This window comes from Gilvimarinus polysaccharolyticus (assembly GCF_001187555.1).
Classification (GTDB): domain Bacteria; phylum Pseudomonadota; class Gammaproteobacteria; order Pseudomonadales; family Cellvibrionaceae; genus Gilvimarinus; species Gilvimarinus polysaccharolyticus.
Window position 1 is genome coordinate 268,535 of sequence record NZ_LFIJ01000002.1, and the last position, 20,295, is coordinate 288,829.

Here is a 20,295-nt window from a genome sequence, read left to right on the forward strand (position 1 = left end):
GAGGTTGACGCACTCAACTCTCGGCCGTGTGGCACCCATTTTTACTGTAGCCCGCAGCGAGTATGGCGCGGCGCTAGTTGTGAATATAGTCTGTTAACGTCTTCAGCATAGCACTGTCGCCGGCATTATAAGCCACCAACAAGTGCTTAAAACCCATCTCGCGCCCCAGCAATGCCACCCGCTCGCCGGGCACCAGTAAAGGTTGTGCTCGGGCATAATCGGCCAACGCTGGGTGCGCGGCAAGCGTTTGCATAAGGTTTTGCAAACTCTCACCGCTGTGTACGCTAAGTATATCTTGCCGCCGCGCAGCCGGCGCTAATGCATTTAATACCTGCAGCTGCGCATCGGCGGGTAATTGCCGATGGTATAGTTCGCAAAAATCCACATGAGCACCGCGCTCACGCAGTCTTGAGGCCAACAGATCACGCCCTCCAACACCGCGAAAAATCACAATTTTTTCACCATCAACCTGTTGTAATGTGGGGTCAGCCAACAGCGCTTCGCTGTTCATGGCAGAATCCTCACGGCCCAATGCCGTCACCCTAAAGTCGGCTTGAGCCAACTGCTGGGCAGTGCCACTACCAACGGCAAAATAACCAACCCCCATCGGCAACTGTGGCCAATAGTCATCAAGCCACTCACAAGCATGAGTAACCGCATTGCGACTCACAAAAATAGCTTTTTGGTAATGATCAAAGTTAAGAATTAACTGCTTTACACGCTCACGAGCCGCGCTATCTGTGACGGCGACAATAGCCATTACCGGAACCACGGTACTCGCTAAACCCTCACCGGCTAAGCGTTGCTGCCATAGGCTAGCTTGCGGCTCCGGCCGAGTGATAATGACACGCCATTTATTCATACTAAACTCAGAAACAATTCATAGCAGACCGATAAAAAGCATAACTCACTGGATTTCGCGGCCGTAAACCTCAGCCAAAATACGATCAGCCCCCGCCGCTAGTAAGCGTTCGGCCAAGGTTATACCCATCGCTTCGGCTTCGGCTACAGGACCTACAATTTCATCGCGTAACATCGTGCTGCCATCTACCGACCCCACTAGGCCACGCAACCAAAGCTGGTCGCCGCGATGCTCAGCATAACAACCAATTGGCACTTGGCAACCGCCCTCTAAACGACGATTCATCGCCCGTTCTGCAATTACCCGCTCGGCACTAAGCTGGTCGTGCAATGGCGCCAGCAGCTCGATCAGCTCGACATCATCGCTGCGACACTCAATTCCCACCGCCCCTTGGCCACCCGCAGGCAGGCATTGTTCCGGGCTTAGATAGCTGGTAATACGCTCTTTGAGTTTTAATCGCAGCAGGCCCGCACTGGCCAAAATAATGGCATTAAACTCGCCAGCATCAAGCTTAGCTAAGCGAGTTTGCACATTGCCACGCAAAAAATTAACTTTAAGGTCGGGCCGCTGGGCCAACAATTGACACTGACGACGCAGGCTGGAGGTGCCGACAATACTACCGGCAGGCAGCGAGTCTAAATTGGGGTAATGATTGCTAACGAACGCATCGCGAGGGTCTTCGCGCGGGCAAATAACCGGCAGACCTAACCCCTCGGGGAACTCCATCGGAACGTCTTTCATCGAGTGCACGGCAATATCAGCTTCGCCATCAAGCATGGCTTGCTCTAGCTCTTTAACAAACAACCCTTTACCGCCAACTTTAGCCAGCGGTACATCCAGAATTTTATCGCCTCGGCTTTTGATCGGCAGCAGTTCGACCGTGACCTCTGGGTGGTGACGCAGCAGCTCGGCTTTAACGTATTCTGCTTGCCACAAGGCCAGTAAACTTTTGCGCGTGGCAATCTTAATAGTGCGGGAGCTGGTACTCATATTACTCTCATATTGGCTAGAATTTAACGCGGCCACTATGATAGCAAAACAAACTGCAACAAACCCCCCTCAGCAACACAAGCCAAAACCAACGGTCAACTACAACTGCTGCAACAGAGCCTTAACATCACTGGCATGGCGCCGGCTTACCGAAGGAGCAATGTCGGTATCGGCCAAACGCACTTGCAAACCACCGTCGGGGCAACGCTCTAATGCTTGAATATGAGGCACCGAAACCAGTGCATTGCGGTGTACCCGCAACAGTTGGTCGCCAAACTCATTTTCTAGCTCTTTAAGAGTGGTATCTAACAAGTGTTGCCCGCCGGTGTGATACACCGTAACGTACTTTTGATCGGCCAAAAAATAGCGAATATCATTTAATGCAATGCGCTCTATACCGCGGTGGGTTTTGGCGGTAATACTGGTGCGTGAGGTCGTGCCGCGCGCTGCGGCGCGTTGCATTTTATTAAGCTGGGTAACTTTCGCCAACGCCGCCTCTAGCTGCTCAAGTCGCACCGGCTTAAGCAAGTAACCCACGGCACTGGTGGCAAAAGCATCTAGCGCATGCTCACTAAAAGCCGTGCAAAAAATAATCGCCGGCGGGGCATCCAGCTCACTGATTGCCTGCGCTGCTTGCAAACCGTCTTCGCCCGGCATATGAATATCCAGCAACACAATATCGGGGTCGTGCTGCACTACCGCCGCCAATGCCTGCTCGCCATCGGTGGCCTCGGCGCTCACTTGGTAATCACTCAACTGATCGATCATTCGCACTAATCTGGCTCGTGCGAGCGGCTCATCATCGACAATAAGCACGTCTAACATAATTAAACCTTTGTAGGAGTTGATGATGCAGGCTGAGCCGCCGTATCGACAATGCGAATACGCACCGAAAACTCTTGGTCAAGTTGCTCAACCACCAACTGCGCACCAGTGCCGTAAAACGCCTGCAGCCGATGACGCACATTATCAAGCCCCATATTATGCCCAGTACGGCGAGCGATATGAGGTGCATCGGGCACGCTGTTGCGTACAGTTAAGATAGCACTTCGCCCCTCAAACGTCAGTTCAACGGCTACATCACCACCCGTACGGCTAGCCTCGACACCGTGATAAATGGCGTTTTCTACCAATGGCTGCAATAACAGGTTGGGTAATTGCGCGCCCTCGGGCGGGGCTTGCACGTTCCACGAAAGCCGCAATCGCTCGCTTAAGCGCAACTGCTCGATACGCAGATAGGCGCGGGTTAGCGCCAGCTCGCGTTCCGCGCTGACCATACTTGTTTGGGCTAAAGCGGCGCGGAATAAATCGGCCAGATCCTCCACCAAACGCTCGGCCAGATCTGGGTCAACCGCTATTAAACTGGCAATACTGTTCATGCTGTTAAACAAAAAATGGGGCTCAATACGCGACTGCAGCGCCTGAATACGAGCTCGCAGTTCGGCTTGTTGCTGGGCGCGTAAATGCTGCAATAAATACAAATAACGCAACAACATACCGGCAATGATGGCCGCGATAAGCACATGTGAGGCGACTTGCCACCAATCCATAAAGCCTCGGCCAAGACCTTTTAGCAGCCATTGTCCAAGTGCCGAAAAAAAACCCGCACAGAGTAAAATCAGCAGATAAGCTAATAACCACGCCGCCACTTGCGGCAGACGCTCAAAGCTCGGCCGCAACGTACAAATCAAGGCCGCACTACCTAAGGTAATCCAAAGCACCAGAGCCGATACCAAGCCCAAATGTGCCCAACTCAATTCCGCCAGCCCGTGACTGGCGACACTAAGCAACACCGCCAACAGCTCGGCGGCCACCACCAGCATAAATAATGCCTCGATACTGCACAGATTAGGTAAGCGCGTTAGCCCTTGTTCTGTAAACTCAACAGGCGCCTGGTTTTTGGGTTTCTTCATAGCAATCCTATATGCCACCTTACTGCCGGTTTTTTCATAGGCTATAATGCCGCCACTAAGATGCGTGCCAGTATTATTCTGCCAGAATACTAGCCGATGCGGCCCAGCACATACAGGCCCGTCGACCACGCGATTACGCCACCGGTCCGACTGGCACAAAATACCGATTTTAACCGCGAGACACACTATGAGCGATAACGAACAGACCAACCAATCCTGGGGCGGACGTTTTACCGAACCCACCGATGCCTTTGTCGAGCGTTTTACTGCCTCTGTTGGCTTTGACTGGCGCCTTTACCAGCAGGACATTAACGGTTCTATCGCCCACGCTACCATGCTCGAGAAGGTCGGAGTACTGAGCGCCGATGAAAAAACACAAATCATCGAAGGGCTAGAGCAGATCCGCGCCGACATTGACGCGGGCAACTTTACCTGGTCGGTTAAGCTTGAAGACGTACACATGAACATCGAAGCGGCATTGACGCAAAAAATCGGCACTACCGGCAAGAAACTACACACCGGTCGGTCGCGTAATGATCAGGTTGCCACTGATATTCGCCTGTATGTACGCGATCAAATCGATTTAATTGCCAGCGAACTAAAGCGCCTGCAAAGCGGCATTTTAGAGTTGGCCCAGCGTGAAGCCGACACCATTATGCCCGGCTTTACTCACCTGCAAACGGCCCAGCCAGTCACCTTTGGCCATCACTTAATGGCTTGGTATGAAATGCTCGTACGCGACGCCAGCCGCTTGGCCGATTGCCGCGCGCGGCTTAACCAATCGCCATTAGGCGCAGCGGCACTGGCGGGCACCACCTACCCCATAGACCGCGAGTTAACCGCGCAGCTGCTGGGCTTTGATAAGCCTACCGCCAACTCGCTAGACTCGGTGTCCGATCGTGATTTTGCCATCGAATTTTGTGCCTTTGCCAGTATCTTACTGACACACTTATCGCGCGCCAGTGAAGAGCTCATTCTTTGGACCAGCGCACAATTTAACTTTATCGAGATGCCCGACCGCTTTTGCACCGGCTCGTCGATTATGCCGCAAAAGAAAAATCCCGATGTCCCAGAGCTGGTACGCGGCAAAACTGGACGGGTAAATGGCCACCTAATAGCGCTATTAACCTTAATGAAGTCTCAGCCGCTGGCCTACAACAAAGACAACCAAGAAGACAAAGAGCCGTTATTTGACGCCGTCGACACGGTTAAAGATTGCCTGCGCGCATTTGCCGATATGATACCGGCGATCCGTTCGCGCAAAGACAGTATGTACGAAGCAGCTCGCAGAGGGTTTTCAACCGCGACTGACTTAGCCGACTACTTAGTACGCCAAGGTATGCCGTTTCGCGATGCTCATGAAGTCGTGGGAAAATCAGTGGCCTATGGCATTGAGTCCGGTAAAGACCTATCAGAAATGAGTCTTGATGAGCTGCAGCAGTTCTCCGATACAATCGCTGCCGATGTATTTGAAGTACTGACCTTGGAGGGCTCTGTGGCCGCCCGCGATCACATTGGCGGCACCGCACCGGCCCAAGTAAAAGCTGCGATCGCCCGCGCCCGCAAGCAGCTTTAAAGTGCACCAGCGACCAGCCATTTTAGGATGGCTGGTCGCGTGCCCCTCCCCTCGTCCCCAAAAGACCTCTCTAGCACATCAATTAATGTGCGTTTTTTGTGCAAAAACGCTGCACTCGGCAATCAACTCGACTATGCTTAGCTGATAAATTGTGCTTGTGGTAATACACCTCAAAAGCACGCTAATCGCAACTCGACCCACGTGCGGGAGTAGCTTAGCTTGGCCAGTGAAGGCGACAACACCAATGCGCTACAAGCGCGTATCCGCGAACTTGAGGCGGCGTTAGCTCTGCAGCACACCCAGCCTCAAGCTACCTCCACTACGACCTCCTCAGCAATGAAGGATTTGGTCGAACGAGATCGACGCTTTCAATACGCATTAACCGCCTCTCGCGATGGCTTATGGGATTGGAGCATCGGCACAGACTCCTGCTATTTCAGCCCCGGTTACTGGCAACTGTTAGGCTTCAGCGAGCCTTTAAGCCAAGCAAACTTCCAAACTATTGAGCAACAACTGCTGCACCCAGAGGACCGCGATGCCGTGCTCACCGAGCTGCGCACCGCCATTGCCAATCATCGCACCAATTTACGGCTTGAGCACCGCATGTTAACAGCCAAAGGCGAAACGCTCTGGGTCGATAGCCGCTGCGTGCTGGTTGAGCCCGACAGTGCAGGCTACGCCACTCGCTGTGTCGGCACTATCAGCGATATAACCCACGACGTAACAACCAATGCCGCACTGATTAGTGCTAAAGCCGAAGCAGAGCAAGCCAGTAAAACCAAAAGTCAATTTTTAGCCAGTATGAGCCATGAAATTCGTACCCCCATGAATGCCATTATTGGACTTGGCCACTTATTGCAGGACACGCCACTCGACGACATACAGCGCAGCTATCTAGGCAACATGAGTATCGCCGCCGACGCCTTACTGCAAACCGTTAATCAAGTATTTGATTACGCCAAACTCGAAACTGGCAACATTACGCTGGAGCACAGTCATTTTGATTTAGAGCGAGTATTTGAGCGTTTGTCGCATCAGTTTGAAAGCCTTGGATTAGCTCATAACAAAGAGGCTCAAGCGGTCGATATTAATTTCACCATTGGTGATGATGTACCACTTTTTATGCGTGGCGACGCCACCCGCCTCAACCACATCATCAGCCACTTAGTCAGTAACGCTTTACAATATTCTTATAGCCCCGAAATTCTAATTAAAGCCGAGCTTGTAAAGTGCGACAGCAACGCCATTCGTCTGCGTTTTTCAATTACCGATTACGGTCGCGGCATGTCGCCGCAGACACTCGAGCGTTTGCGCCAAGACTTACACCGCCAGCCGCACCGCACCATTGGCAACACCAATGGGTTTGGCTTACAAATTTGTAAACTGCTGGTCAAGCTCATGAATGGCACACTTGAGCTAACTAGCTTACCCAATAAATCCACTACCTTTTCATTTACCGCTAACTTTGAAAAAAGCCATATTGGTGCGCGACGCATTAACGATAGTGACTACAACTGCCGAGCACTGCGCTTGCTGGTGGTGGATGACAACCAATTAGCGCTAGACATACTCAGCCAGTCCGCTGGCAAGTTAGTCGACCATGTCGATACTGCCTGCGACGCACATGTTGCCGGCGAAAAAATTCGCCGCGCCGAACAAGATGATCGCCCCTATGATTTAGTTTTAATCGACTACAAAATGCCTATAAAAAACGGCCTGGCTGCCGCCCGAGATATTAAAACAGCTTGTGACTTAAACAAAAAGCCGCGTATATTTTTAGTATCTTCTTTAAATCGAGATGAGATTTTTTTACAGACAAAGAACACGCAACAAACAGCACAACCACAAGGCTCCGAGCTTATAGATGACTTTTTAAGCAAACCAGTCAGCCCGTCTCGTTTATTCGATGCTATCTGTAAAGCTCTGCCAGAGTGTCTGCAACACAATCAAACAACGGAACCCGAAGCCTTCGAGCAGCTACAGGGACGTCACGTTTTACTGGTAGAGGACAATATCGTAAACCAACAAGTCGCCACCGGCATGTTGCGTAAAAAAGGCGTACAAGTCACAACAGCCAATAACGGCCAAGAAGCTGTACAACTTATAGAGTCGGGCAGGCAATTTGATGCGGTCCTGATGGATATAGAAATGCCGTTCATGAATGGCATAGAAGCAACAGAAAGAATTCGTGCAAATGAGCTCTATAACACCTTGCCCATTATCGCCTTAACCGCCCAAGCTATGCACGAAGATCGCGACCGCTGCTTAGCGGCCGGAATGGATGACTACATAAGCAAGCCGATAAAACCCAAAAGCTTATATGAAGTATTATGCGAAAAACTAATATCGCCGGTTTAACATGGCATTATTAATTTCCGCCTAAGTAAACTAAAGCTACATAGTTTTTGCACGGCAATTTTTATCAATAAACTCTTGGTGTGTCGGCATATAATCAACTGACTGGCTGATCACAGAACGGATGCCCTCAAGGCGCTCTTGCAGTTCGTCCTCAGGGATATTATCGACCAACGAGTGATAGCCACGGGGCACAATGCCTTGGCCGTACATTAGCTCAAACCAACTTAGATCACTAAACATTTCGTTATTTTGTCGATACACCCGCCCGTTCGCTTTAAATTGTTCAATTTTTTGCGCCAAACTATCGGGGATATCCATCGTCTTGCAGTAGCGCCAAAATTCCGTGTCATCTCGGTCTGTCACATGGTAATGCGCAATAAGAAAGTCTCGTATCCGTTCAAAATCAAACGTCATTTGACGATTGTATTCATCCACATCGGCCGCATCACAATTTTTATTGGGGAAAAAACTCATAAACTTTGCCAAACCCGCCTGCATCAAATGAATGCTAGTGGATTCTAGCGGCTCCATAAAGCCACTGGCCAAACCAAGTGCCAAGCAGTTTTTATTCCAAAACTTTTTTCGCATACCCGTTACAAATCTAAGCTGTTTTGGCTCGGATATCGGCGCCCCATCTAAATTATCCAGCAGTATTTTACGCGCCTCGTCGTCACTCATAAACTTACTTGAATACACGTGACCATTACCCGTCCTATGCTGCAATGGAATGCGCCACTGCCAGCCCGCCGAACGCGCAGTTGATCGAGTGTAAGGTATCGGGTCTGCCGTGCGCTCACAGGCCACGGCTACAGCTCGATCACAAGGTAACCAGTGGGTCCAATCTACATAGCCAGTCTTTAATGCCTCTTCGATAAGTAAACCTCGGAACCCTGAGCAGTCAATAAAGAAATCGGCCTCGTGAAGATCACCATTTTCCAGCTCAACACTACGAATAAAACCATCATCGCGCAAATGTGTTTTAACAACTTTCCCTTCGACCCTGATCAACCCTCGCTGCTCAGCATACTCACGTAAATACGCCGCATATAAACCCGCATCAAAATGATAAGCATAGGCCACTTTAGAAAGTGGCGAATTACCCGCATCGATGGGTCTCATAAATTTTTTCTGCAAACATGCTTGAGACGACAATGTATAGTCATCTATATCTGCTGCTTTTCCTTGAGCTCGCATTTTTAACCAGTAATGATAGAACTGAACACCTCTCATGTCTTTGCCAACACTACCAAAAGCATGGAAATACGAACTATCAAGGCTCCCCCAATTGACAAACTCTATCCCCAGCTTAAAACTTCCTTGGGTTTTCTTGATAAAATCGTCCTCATCAATTTCAAGCAACTTATTAAATAATAATATTTGCGGAATAGTCGCCTCACCCACACCTACCGTGCCAATATCTTCAGACTCAATCAAAGTCACCTGGCACGTTTCAGAACGAAGCAACTTAGCTAACGAAGCCCCGGCCATCCAGCCAGCCGTACCGCCGCCAACAATCGTTATTTTTTGCAATGGTGCATTGGTCATATATTTACCTATCAATACGGTGTTGTAATAATAATTTTTAAATATGGCGACTCAACAGTCGCGTCAAAAAATCAGCATAGCCAGGCATTGTGGCGGCTACACTTGCAACCTTTGATTGAATCGAGCTTAACGCCTCATTCACATCATCTGAGCCTACTCGATCCAAGGTCACATCAGGTAGCGCTGGAACCCCCAGTAAGCCATACAACAAGCACTGCCATTGCTGCGCATCTATCGCGTCTGTTACATTTGGCAACAACCGTCCAGTTCGAAAAAATACATCTTTACGCTGGCGGGCCTCACTCGAGCCCCCTACCTGAATATTAGCCATGCCAAAAATAGAGCTGTTAAAACTAATAATTTCAGAAAAATAATCTGACATATTTCTGTTATACATACAGACAAGTTCCGGCTTAATGTCTGCGTCGGGCAGTTGATCAACAAATTGCACCAAGGCAGCTAAGGTTAAATCTGTTCGTGAGTATGTCGGGCCGGATACATTCAAGCACACACAACCTAAGCTCAAACAGTTTTTCTGCCAAATCAAATCAGGAATAAAACTCGACTGCTCGGTCATATGCCAAGAAAAGTTCTTATAAGAAGCCTTACTGCATTCTTCTAACAACTTATCTTGGCTATTAGAATAAAACGTATTTTGCTCAACATCCGCACTTCTGTAGCTACTTTTCAGCACATCAGAAGTTGCGCTTATTACTCTCGCAGCATTCTTAGGTGAAGCCTTTTGCCAAGTTTGTGCAACAAATAATGTTTCAACTTCCTCCCTACCGGTGAGCATTGCTGTACTCTCTGCAGGATCTCGAAGCACTCCATCAACCGTTAAATCAATCCAAAAATCAGCATGCACACTGTTGTTTTCAGGCAGGCAAGTAAATGATGTAATATGGCCATCATCAAACGTAACATCACCAATGGAGCCCTTCGAAGATAGGCAAGTAATACCTAGCTTATTACAATGGCTTCGCATTAAATCAGTAAGGCCCGCCACCTCTAGCTGAACACCGTAACGTAATAATTTTTGCAAGTCCGGTCTATCTGCACCCGCTATAGCAAACTTACCTTGCTGGGCAACCGTGGCTGCTAGACTCAGAGTATCAAGATTATTTTTACCTGACTGAAAAAAAGATCTATACGCGGCGGTGATCAATGTTCCATCTTGCGCGGCAAACCCTAAACCGCCATAAGGAATAAAAAAACTTCCAGCCTCATTATTACAATCTAGACCTAGTGAATAGCCTGCGCGACACTGCCTAATAAGCTCAAACTCATTAATCTTCAGCAATTGAAGCAGTCGTAGGCTTTGCGGTGCGAGGGCCTCCAGCGCTGAACCATTAACACTTTGCAGCTCAATACTGGTCACACTGATGTTAAATGGCTTAAGAGTGGCGGCTAAAAATGCCGCAGAAAACCACAGCTCAACTCCAGCTCCTACTATCGCGATATGCTTAAGCGGCTCTTCGGACATCACGTTTTAGCTCCATATAGGCTTAACGATGAGGGAGGGTAAATCGCCGCACTTGCTTGAACTCGAGCAAGTGCTTGCTCATGGAAAGGAAGATCCATCAACTCTTTTGCACACTCACCGTACACTTGCTCTAGGTAGCGCTCAACACCAGACATATCAGGCACATTAACACGCGAGTCATAGCTTTTAGGTATAAGCCCCTGACCAAAATAAACCGCCAGCCAACTGGCAGGCATAAACAATCCTTGACGATATTGTTTTACCTGAGCAGTAACACGAAACAAATTGATTTTTTCTTGCAGCGATTCAGGCAGACTCATCGCTGCACACTCGCGCCAGAATGCACTATCATCACGACGGTTAAGCCAATAATGCAATATTAAAAAATCACGAATACGATCATACTCAAGATTCATCTGACGATTATAAATTTCTCGCTCAAGCCCAATACAATCCTCGCCCGGAAAAAATTCCAATAATTTTTGAATTGCCACTTGGATCAAATAAATACTGGTCGACTCTAGCGGCTCCAGAAATCCTGAAGCCAAACCAATAGCGATACAATTAGCCTTCCAGCCTTGCTCGCGCTTACCAGCCTCGAACTTAATAATACGTGGATCAGCTAGCGCTGGAGCATCAAGATCAGCTATAAGCCGGCTCGCAGCCTCATCATCGGAGATATATTTTGAGCTATATACCGCGCCGTTACCGGTACGACTTGTCAACGGAATACGCCACCGCCAACCACAATCATTTGCAAAGGTTTGCGTATAAGGATTAGGCACCGACACCCTCTCGCAGCCAACCGCCACGGCACGATCGCACGGCAACCACTTCCCCCAAGATTCATAGGGAACCTGTAACGCTTCACCCAGCAATAACGACTTAAAACCCGAACAGTCGATAAAAATCTCGGCGCTCAACTTGCTGCCGTTCTCAAGCTGTATGGCCGTTATTGCATCAGCGTGTGCATCAACATCAATGATCCGCCCTTCGATCCGCTCAACAGATCGATCGCAAGCATACTTTCGTAAAAACTGGGCATAAAGTGTCGCATCAAGATGAAATGCATAACCATATTCACCTCTTGGGCCATCATGAGTCGATATCGGATAATCAAATTTATGGGCATTTGCTGCCTGCACCGCAAATGAGTACTCACCAAACGGGCGAGCCTTTTGCTCCTTTTGCAGTCTCAGCCAATAATGGTGAAAGTCCACACCGTTAATATCATGGCCACACAATCCAAATGGATGTATATAAGATGATTTTTTATCGCCCCAACCATTAAACTGAATACCAAGCTTGTAGGTGGCATTGGTAGCCCGCATAAATTCATTTTCGTCAATGCCGAGCATGTCATTAAACTGGCGTATGTGAGGAATGGTAGCCTCACCGACACCCACCGTGCCAATTGCATCTGACTCTACCAAACGAATTTTAAAATTGCGGGGATCGAGAAAGCGTGCCAGCGCCGCAGCCGTCATCCAGCCTGCCGTACCGCCGCCAACAATAAGAATTTCGCGCTTTTTTTCCTGCTGCATAGGGTCTCTTATGTTTTTTGTTTGGGGTTGGAGATGACTCAGCAATCTTTAAATTAAACTTATCATACAGACAAAAAAAATGCGCACCCGAAAGTGCGCATTTTTATAGCTAGCTTAACTTATTTTAAAAGTTCGCACGTACGACAAATGACGCACGACGATCTTGTTTAAACCAGCTACGACCAGCTTCGGTTCCACCGTCATCCAAGATCATAAGAGTCTCGGTTTGGGTGTCCAGAAGGTTTGTAAACTGCAGACCAACTTGAACATTATCATTCACATTGTAATACACCGATGCATCCATATAGCCTGCATCATCACTCCACAATGGATATTTACTGATAACATCACGAGTGGTCAACAAGTACTTAGAGCGCCAGTTATAAGCTACTCGTGCACTCCAGTCGTTCTTCTCATACATCAACACTAAGTTAGCTGTATGCTCTGACTGCCCTTGGAAAGGTACGCTATCAAGACTTACTCGAGCACTGGTGTTTTCTTCATCACCACCAATCCAGCCAGCATCCTCATAGCTTTCTTCATTGTTAGGCACACCACTGGCATCAATATAAGTGTAGTTAGCCTGAACACCCAAGCCATCAAACGGCTCTGGCAACATATCAAAAAACTGTTGATATGCCAGCTCCACACCATCCATCGTACCTTCGCCACCATTACGAGTGCCAGTAACATCAGCCGTATTGGTAACCCCTGTTGTCGGGTTGGTATACGTTTGCGGGAACGCCCCGTGTATAAAGAAGTTATTTAAATCTTTGTGGAACACGGTTGCGGTTAACGAACCTACCGATGCAAAGTACCACTCCAACGACAAATCATACTGCGTGGATTCCATTGGCTGCAGATATGGGTTGCCGCCACTACCGGTCCAAGCACTAACGTATGCGCCCCGGATACCAGAGTATTCATTAACTGGTGGCGGATTGTTTGGATCGACCTGCGGCTGATCTACCTCAATCGACAAGGTGCCAAGGTCGGCCTGATTTTTCACGTCACCCATATCTGGCATTGCTATGGCTTTTGCCGCGGCAAAACGCATAATCAAATCATCAGTCAGCTCAAGCTTTAAGTTAAAGCTTGGTAAAAATGCATCATAATCAGAAACCGCAGTTAGCAGGTTCTCGGCGTTATTACCAAAGTTACGCTCATCATCAGACAAATAATTAAGACGATCTCCCGCCCAGTCATTCTCATCAGCATCGCCAGCCTCTTTAAGACTACCGTAAGTGCCTGCATCAACCTGGCCCTGCAAGTAAGCCTCTACAGACGCACTAGTCAAAGGTAACTGTATGTCACTTGGTGCCACATCTTCAGGAACCAAATCAGGGAATGCTACCGAACCCAAAGATTCACGCTCGATTTTGACATAGCGTAAACCAACATTACCGCTAAAACGCAAAGCATGTTCGTCTGAACCAAAGTCTAACCGCACGTAGGCCGCTTGATTGGTTTCAGTGGTATCAAATATTTGCCCTGGGCTAAATAGGCCAAATTCATCGTCTAGAACAACATCGGTACGATTTGGATAAGGCACCCAGTCGCCAGCGCCACTCTTAACAATCTCACGACGCTGATAAAGAAGATCTTGCACAAATTCTTCGGTCGGGTGAATTAGGCCGCCGCCTGAGATATCAACTACCCCGCCACCGTGAAAATCACTCCAATCGACCACTTCATAGTCACTCGCTTGCGACTCAACATCAGGCAAAAACAAAGCAGGGTTACCACCGGAGAATTCAGGCCCTACACTCCCCCAATTCCAATCGGTATTGCGTACTGTTTGCTGACGCTCTGCATAACGAACACCCACTTTTACCGCGCGCAATAAACCTGCATCGCCATCAAAGTGGTAGGTGCCGTCCAAACGGCCTGCGATAGAATCACCATCCGAACGCTCATAGTGATCCATGGCCGAACGCCACCAGTAAGAGTTAGGATCTTGGAAGTAGTTGCTATCACCAGCATCATCACCAGAGAAACCTGGGTAGCCAGTATCATAGATGCCTCCACCGTTTGCTCTATCGGCATCACGTACTCCGTTCCAAGGCTCAACCAGACCAAGGGTCGGGGTAGAGCTTGTGGTGTCATAATCTTGCAAAGCGTTAACACCTAGCATCACCACCAAATCGTTATCGACGGTCTCAGCTTGTACGTATTGCAAATCAGCCTCTAACTCAAACTGATCGGTAGGCGTCCATTTAAAGTTCACCGCAAAATCGTCAACCACGGTGTTGGTTTCTTTAAAGCGACGCTCTGATTGATACTTGTGACCAAATAGCGCGATGCCCTCATCGGCACCCACACCATCATTCCAAGCGCGAGGAATACGCTCTGCGTTATCATCAGCAGCTCGCCAACCGTCTGTGTCACCCATAAAACCAGACTCAAACAAGCCTTCATCATCAAACGAGAACTCAGTACCGTCGACAGGGCGCGTAAAACGCTTATCTTGTCCAGCACCCGGATCGTAATAACCACCTTGATATTTTAAGGCCGTTTCAGTCCAAGCCAAGGTGGCATCAGAGCGCATAAATTGGACGGTTGCTTCCATCGTTTCATCTGGGCTGGCCCACTGCAGGGCGGCCGCATAACCTTGACGCTCACGGTCATCTTCCTTCATAAGAAGGTTCGAGCCGTTAGGCATCCAAACGGTTCCAGTACCATCGCCTACAAAATTTTCTGCACCAGGCAAAACAGAAGCGTCGTAAATCACATAGGCATCACTCTGAATAGCGTGTGACTCGCCATAGAGCTTGGAGTAAGCAAAGTTCGCCAAAAAGCCAAATTCACCCACTTCAGTATTCCAGCGATCGCTGTACAAACCAGAAATGGTAGGGCTACTTTTTTCAGCCATATCGCCGTAAGAAATATCGCCACCTAGCGACAACACACGACCATCGGAATCAAACGGCTTACGAGTACGCAAGCTAACCGTACCGCCAATACCGCCTTCAATCATATCAGCAGTCTGGTTTTTATAAATATCTACGCCACCCATTAGCTCGGGTGATACGTCTTGGAAGCTAAGACCACGGCCAGAGTTAGCAGTGAAAGAGTCGCGGCCATTAAACTCACTACGGGTTGCACTCATACCGCGAATAACCGCGCCAGAACCTTCTACACTAAAGTGATCTGGATCATCTGGACCAGCAAAACGCTCGATCGATACACCAGGCAAACGTTGCATCGCTTCAAGCACACTGCGATCGGGTAACGAACCAATATCTTCTGCAGAAATAGCGTCTACAAATGTATCGGCGTCACGTTTAATATCTTGTGCGTTTTGTAAATTCAGTCGTGCACCTTGTACAACGATCTCCTCTAACATTTCCATATCATCGTTGGCATCATCTTGCGCCGACGCAACAACACTAGTTAAAACAAGCAAGGAGGAAGCAAGGGTAACAATCCCGGATTTCATACCGGGTCTGCGGGTACGAATAGTCATAGCATGATCTCTTTATTTATATTTATTAATAACATGAGCTTTATATGTGGCATGACCAACAAGCGAAAGCAGGTTTAATAGCTAATGCCTGGGCACGGCATGTTAGCGCTATCACACCTTGCAGGTGGTCATTACTAACAAATGATGCTCGATTAAAAACTAATAGTCAAACCTAAAAATTAGCACTAAACCTACTGTTACTGCTGGCTAGGCTCAAACCATAGCTATTTATACGACAGACATACCTAATAGTCAACGAGACCATAATGTTTTTTTAAAATCAACAATAACGCAGGCATAAAGAGCAAGAAAAGCTGCAAAACAGCCTTAAGGACAGCGCTGAGAAAAAAATGCTACAACGGCCGAGCTTAAAGCGTCTCTTACGCTAAGTAATCTCAACACATCTATACTTAATCCGCCTATAGCAGCTTCAATAATGGAATACCAAGAAGGGATGTTATCGCTAACAGTTAATTTATGAAAAAAACATCAAAGAACTGTGCCTTTCGTAAAGTCTCAAACACTCAGCCGTTAACGATAGCACTGACAATACCACTACAAGCCCTGACTCCCCGTGGCGCTTAGCCACCGGGAGTTAGCAAGCGTCATTATTTAATAGCGACCTTCGTTAAATAAGCTTTTTGCTGAGTGATATCAACAACCTCGCCTGCCACAGAGAATTCACCGCGGGCGCGAATGTCAGCCGACGAGCTTCCGACCATCACATCAAACACACCAGGCTCTAAGATATAGCGCATATCGCGATCATAAAAACCCAGCTGGTTAGCGGCTAATTGAAAGCTAACTGTGCGGCTTTGACCTGGTTCAAGCTCTACCCGAGTAAAGCCTTTAAGCTCTTGTACCGGGCGCGTCAAGCTGGCGACTTTGTCGTGCAAATACAATTGCACAACTTCAGTGCCAGCGCGTTTACCACTATTAGTTACTTTAACACTTAGGGTTACGTTGCCGCCGGCTTTAACCGGGCTGCCCTTAACCGTAATATCTCCGTAGCTAAAATTCGTATAGCTAAGGCCATGACCAAAGGGGTATAGAGGCGATGCATCACTAAATGCGTAGCCGCGCTTGGCGGTACCTTTATGGTTGTAGTACACCGGCAGTTGACCCACCGAGCGCGGCACCGTTACCGGCAACTTACCACCTGGGTTAACATCACCAAATACGCTACGCGCAACGGCATGACCCGCCTCTTGACCGAGATACCACAACTCCATAATGGCAGGCGCTTTGTCAGCCAATTCCGGAATTGCCAAGGGCCGTCCGTTTTGCAACAACACGACAGTGGGCGTACCAGTTGCTAAAACTTTCTCTACCAGCTCGCGCTGATCCCCGAGCAACTGTAAATCAGTACGATCACCTAAATGGCTTTCGGCCCAACCTTCACGAGAAGTTTGCTCGTTACCACCAACCACCACTAAGGCCAAATCACTGCCGGCAGCAAGTTTAACCGCCTCTGCCATCAAGCCGCGCTTGTCCTCGGCCGTAGCCAGTACGATTGCATCAGTATTCCAACGCTCTTTAGAGCGAGTATTGGCCGCCACAGAGTCAGCTCCCGCCTCACCTGCATCAATCGTCAAACGAGTACCACGGGCAAACTTCACCTCAGCTTGACCATCCAAGTAACTCTTTACACCTTCAAGAATACTCACCGTATGACGTGGCACATCACTGTAACCGCCCAACATTCCCTCATCGGCATGGGGACCGACAACCGCAACCGACTTTAATTTTTTAGCATCGATCGGCAACAGGTCAGCATCATTTTTTAACAACACTATCGCCTGCTCGGCAACTTTAAGAGCTAATGCTTGGTGCTCGGCATTGCCAACAAAAGCATCAACTCCCTCGGTATTTACGTAAGGGCTTTCAAATAAACCCAGCATAAATTTTTCGCGCAACACACGGGCCACAGCGGTATCGATTAGCGACTCTTCCACTTTGCCTTGTTCAACTAAGCTTACAAGCTCAAGGTAAGTATCACCGTCCGGTAGCTCCATATCCACGCCAGCTTGCAACGCAGCCACAGCGGCCTCGGCCTTAGTGGCAACAATATTATGCCGAGTCATCAACTCGGCAATGGCATAATAGTCGCTCACCAACACCCCATCAAAACCCCACTCACCGCGCAGGATATCATTCAATAACTGACCATTAGCGTGTGATGGTACGCCGTCAATTTCATTGTAAGATGCCATTACGCTGCGCGCGCCTGCGAGCTTAACCGCCGCCTCAAATGGAAACAAAAATACTTCGCGCAAGGTGCGCTCACCAACTGGAGTCGGTGCGATATTCATGCCCCCGGTAGGCTCGCCATGACCGGCCAAATGCTTAAGCGTGGCAATAACTCGGTCGCGGCCAATTGTATCGTCAGCCCCCTGAAAACCACGTACCGCGGCAACACCCATTTCGGCAATTAAGTAAGGGTCCTCGCCCATAGTTTCTTCAATACGGCCCCAGCGCGGATCGCGCGCCACATCTAAAATAGGGGTCAACGCCTGCTGCCCACCGCGACGACGCACTTCGGCCGCGGTAACCGTGTACATTTGCTCGATCAGCGCAGGGTTCCAAGTGCTCGCCAAACCAATTGCTTGCGGAAAGCTTGTTGCATCGCGTGCGGCATGGCCGTGCAAGGCCTCTTCATGAAAAATAGCAGGAATTCCCAAGCGAGTATTCTCGACCAGCCAACGCTGCGCGGCATTTACAAACGCAACCGTCTGCTCTGGCGTTTTGTTGGCGGTAACCTGCGCTTTGTTTTCGGCAGGCCGAGCGATTTGACCAATCCCCAAACCCAAAATATCTTTTGCTTTAACGTCGGTAAATACACCGGCATCTGTTTCTAACTCTTGTCGCGCTGCCCAAACGGCCTGCAACTGCGAGACCTTTTCCTCTAAGCTCATGCGTCCCAATAAATCATTCACTCGCGCATCTACCGACAAATTCGGATTTTTATAAGCGAGTTCGTCAGCGGCGGAAACAGTTGTGGCGCTGCTAAAACCTGCACCAATTAACACTATCATCGATAAAATTCGTGCTCTGCAAATCATCATGCCTTTGCCTCTCGTATTATTATAAATGTTGTCTGCCTACCAATTCGGACGACGCAGCCACAGACAAAAATAAGTTTAAAAAAAAACGGGCTGCAGCTCTCACGTAAAGAGCAGCAAACCCGTTTTAATAAAGTCATTTAACCGACTTCTAAAATATCGTTAGCGCACAAAGCGGTTGATGATATTTTCATACAGCTCTTGCTGCCCGCTGGTCTGTGCAGGCTCGCCATTAGCGTTACCTATCGCAGCCAAAGCCTCTAAGCTCAGCTCACCCGCCGCAAACTTGGCACCCTCGCCAGCGTTAAAAGTGGCATAGCGCTCTTTGCGCATGGCTTCAAGCTTGGAGTTTTGCAGCAAGTCATCAGCAATAATCAATGAACGAGCAAATACGTCCATACCGCCAATGTGACCGTGGAAAGTATCAACCAAATCGGTCGAGTTGCGACGACGCTTGGCATCAAAGTTAACACCACCCCCAGCCCAACCGCCAGCGCGCAACATAACCAACATCATTTCAACAGTCTCGTTGATGTTGTACGGGAACTGATCGGTATCCCACTGGTTTTGATAGTCGCCACGGTTGGCATCGATCGAGCCCAACATTCCAGCGTTAGCCGCCACTTGCATCTCATGATCCATCGTGTGACTGGCCAGAGTTGCGTGATTGGTTTCGATGTTTAATTTAAAGTCTTTGTCTAAACCGTGGTGACGCAAAAAGCCGATCACAGTTTCGCTGTCAAAGTCGTACTGATGCTTTGATGGCTCCATTGGCTTTGGCTCAATTAAGAAGCTACCGGTAAAGCCGTTGGCGCGACCGTAGTCGCGGGCCATAGTTAAAAAGCGCGCCATGTTCTCTTGCTCGCGACCGATATCGGTATTTAGCAAGCTCATGTAACCTTCACGGCCACCCCAGAATACGTAGTTCTCGCCGCCCAGTGCGATGGTCGCATCGATGGCATCTTTCAGCTGAGCGCCGGCAAACGCTACAACGTTAAAATCTGGGTTGGTAGAGGCGCCATTCATAAAACGCGGGTTAGAAAACAAGTTGGCGGTGCCCCACAACAACTTCATTCCAGAAGCGTCTTGTTTTTCTTTGGCCCAGCCAGTCCACTGCTGTAAACGCTGCTGAGTTTCGGCGCGGCTAGCGCCTTCCTCAATAACATCCACATCGTGGAAGCAATAAAATGGAGTGCCGATTTTAGTGAAAAACTCAAATGCAGCATCAAGCTTCATACGCGCACGAGTCTCGGCATCTTGACCTTCGTTCCACGGAAACTGTAGTGGCCCCGGACCAAACGGATCGTGGCCAGCACCACAAAAGGTATGCCAGTAACAAGTTGCAAAACGCAAATGCTCCTTTAGGGTTTTACCGGCAACAACGCGATTCTCGTCGTACCATTTAAACGCTAAAGGGTTGTCCGACTCGGGGCCTTCGTAGGCAATCTTACCCACACCCTTAAAATATTCTTTATCACCAATGAGTACGCTCATAT

12 protein-coding genes are annotated in these 20,295 nt (G+C 48.8%); 2 read left to right on the forward strand and 10 right to left on the reverse strand.

The features are described 5' to 3' along the window. Positions 1 to 73: 73 nt before the first annotated feature. The 4 genes from GILYN3_RS09780 to GILYN3_RS09795 all read right to left on the reverse strand — a co-directional run bounded on the left by GILYN3_RS09780 (position 74) and on the right by GILYN3_RS09795 (position 3,765). The gene (locus GILYN3_RS09780; protein WP_049722809.1) at positions 74 to 862 is read right to left on the reverse strand and encodes a uroporphyrinogen-III synthase; all 789 of its coding nucleotides are present in this window, start codon (positions 860 to 862) and stop codon (positions 74 to 76) included. A 45-nt stretch (positions 863 to 907) separates the two neighbouring features. Beyond that, on the reverse strand, positions 908 to 1,852 hold the full coding sequence (gene hemC / locus GILYN3_RS09785) for a hydroxymethylbilane synthase (RefSeq protein WP_049723903.1): 945 nt from the start codon (positions 1,850 to 1,852) through the stop codon (positions 908 to 910). 99 nt (positions 1,853 to 1,951) lie between these two features. Then, positions 1,952 to 2,677, reverse strand: coding sequence for a LytR/AlgR family response regulator transcription factor (locus tag GILYN3_RS09790; protein WP_049722810.1), 726 nt, complete (start codon positions 2,675 to 2,677; stop codon positions 1,952 to 1,954). Positions 2,678 to 2,679: 2 nt separating this feature from the next. Next, positions 2,680 to 3,765 (reverse strand): sensor histidine kinase, encoded by a 1,086-nt coding sequence (locus GILYN3_RS09795; protein WP_049722811.1) that lies wholly within the window; start codon positions 3,763 to 3,765, stop codon positions 2,680 to 2,682. Positions 3,766 to 3,952: 187 nt separating this feature from the next. Between GILYN3_RS09795 and argH the strand changes: the two genes are divergently transcribed. Next, the gene (gene argH, locus GILYN3_RS09800; protein ID WP_049722812.1) at positions 3,953 to 5,341 is read left to right on the forward strand and encodes an argininosuccinate lyase; all 1,389 of its coding nucleotides are present in this window, start codon (positions 3,953 to 3,955) and stop codon (positions 5,339 to 5,341) included. A 219-nt stretch (positions 5,342 to 5,560) separates the two neighbouring features. Beyond that, positions 5,561 to 7,699 (forward strand): PAS domain-containing hybrid sensor histidine kinase/response regulator, encoded by a 2,139-nt coding sequence (locus tag GILYN3_RS09805; protein WP_049722813.1) that lies wholly within the window; start codon positions 5,561 to 5,563, stop codon positions 7,697 to 7,699. Between the two features lie 36 nt (positions 7,700 to 7,735). Here GILYN3_RS09805 and GILYN3_RS09810 read toward each other — a convergent pair whose 3' ends face one another. The 6 genes from GILYN3_RS09810 to xylA form a co-directional block, all read right to left on the reverse strand. Beyond that, entirely contained in the window at positions 7,736 to 9,244 is a 1,509-nt protein-coding gene (locus GILYN3_RS09810) for a tryptophan halogenase family protein (protein WP_049722814.1), read from the reverse strand. Between the two features lie 37 nt (positions 9,245 to 9,281). Next, complete coding sequence (locus GILYN3_RS09815) at positions 9,282 to 10,727, reverse strand: tryptophan 7-halogenase (protein WP_049722815.1); 1,446 nt, start codon at positions 10,725 to 10,727, stop codon at positions 9,282 to 9,284. Beyond that, the gene (locus tag GILYN3_RS09820) at positions 10,727 to 12,271 is read right to left on the reverse strand and encodes a tryptophan halogenase family protein (RefSeq protein WP_049722816.1); all 1,545 of its coding nucleotides are present in this window, start codon (positions 12,269 to 12,271) and stop codon (positions 10,727 to 10,729) included. Before GILYN3_RS09820 ends, GILYN3_RS09815 begins: the two co-directional genes overlap by 1 nt. A gap of 124 nt (positions 12,272 to 12,395) precedes the next feature. After that, positions 12,396 to 15,737 (reverse strand): TonB-dependent receptor, encoded by a 3,342-nt coding sequence (locus GILYN3_RS09825; protein ID WP_232305562.1) that lies wholly within the window; start codon positions 15,735 to 15,737, stop codon positions 12,396 to 12,398. Between the two features lie 608 nt (positions 15,738 to 16,345). Beyond that, a complete protein-coding gene (locus tag GILYN3_RS09830; protein WP_084005336.1) occupies positions 16,346 to 18,802 on the reverse strand; it encodes a glycoside hydrolase family 3 N-terminal domain-containing protein in 2,457 nt (818 codons plus the stop codon). A gap of 159 nt (positions 18,803 to 18,961) precedes the next feature. Continuing rightward, a complete protein-coding gene (gene xylA / locus GILYN3_RS09835) occupies positions 18,962 to 20,293 on the reverse strand; it encodes a xylose isomerase (RefSeq protein WP_049722819.1) in 1,332 nt (443 codons plus the stop codon). Between the last annotated feature and the right edge of the window lie 2 nt (positions 20,294 to 20,295).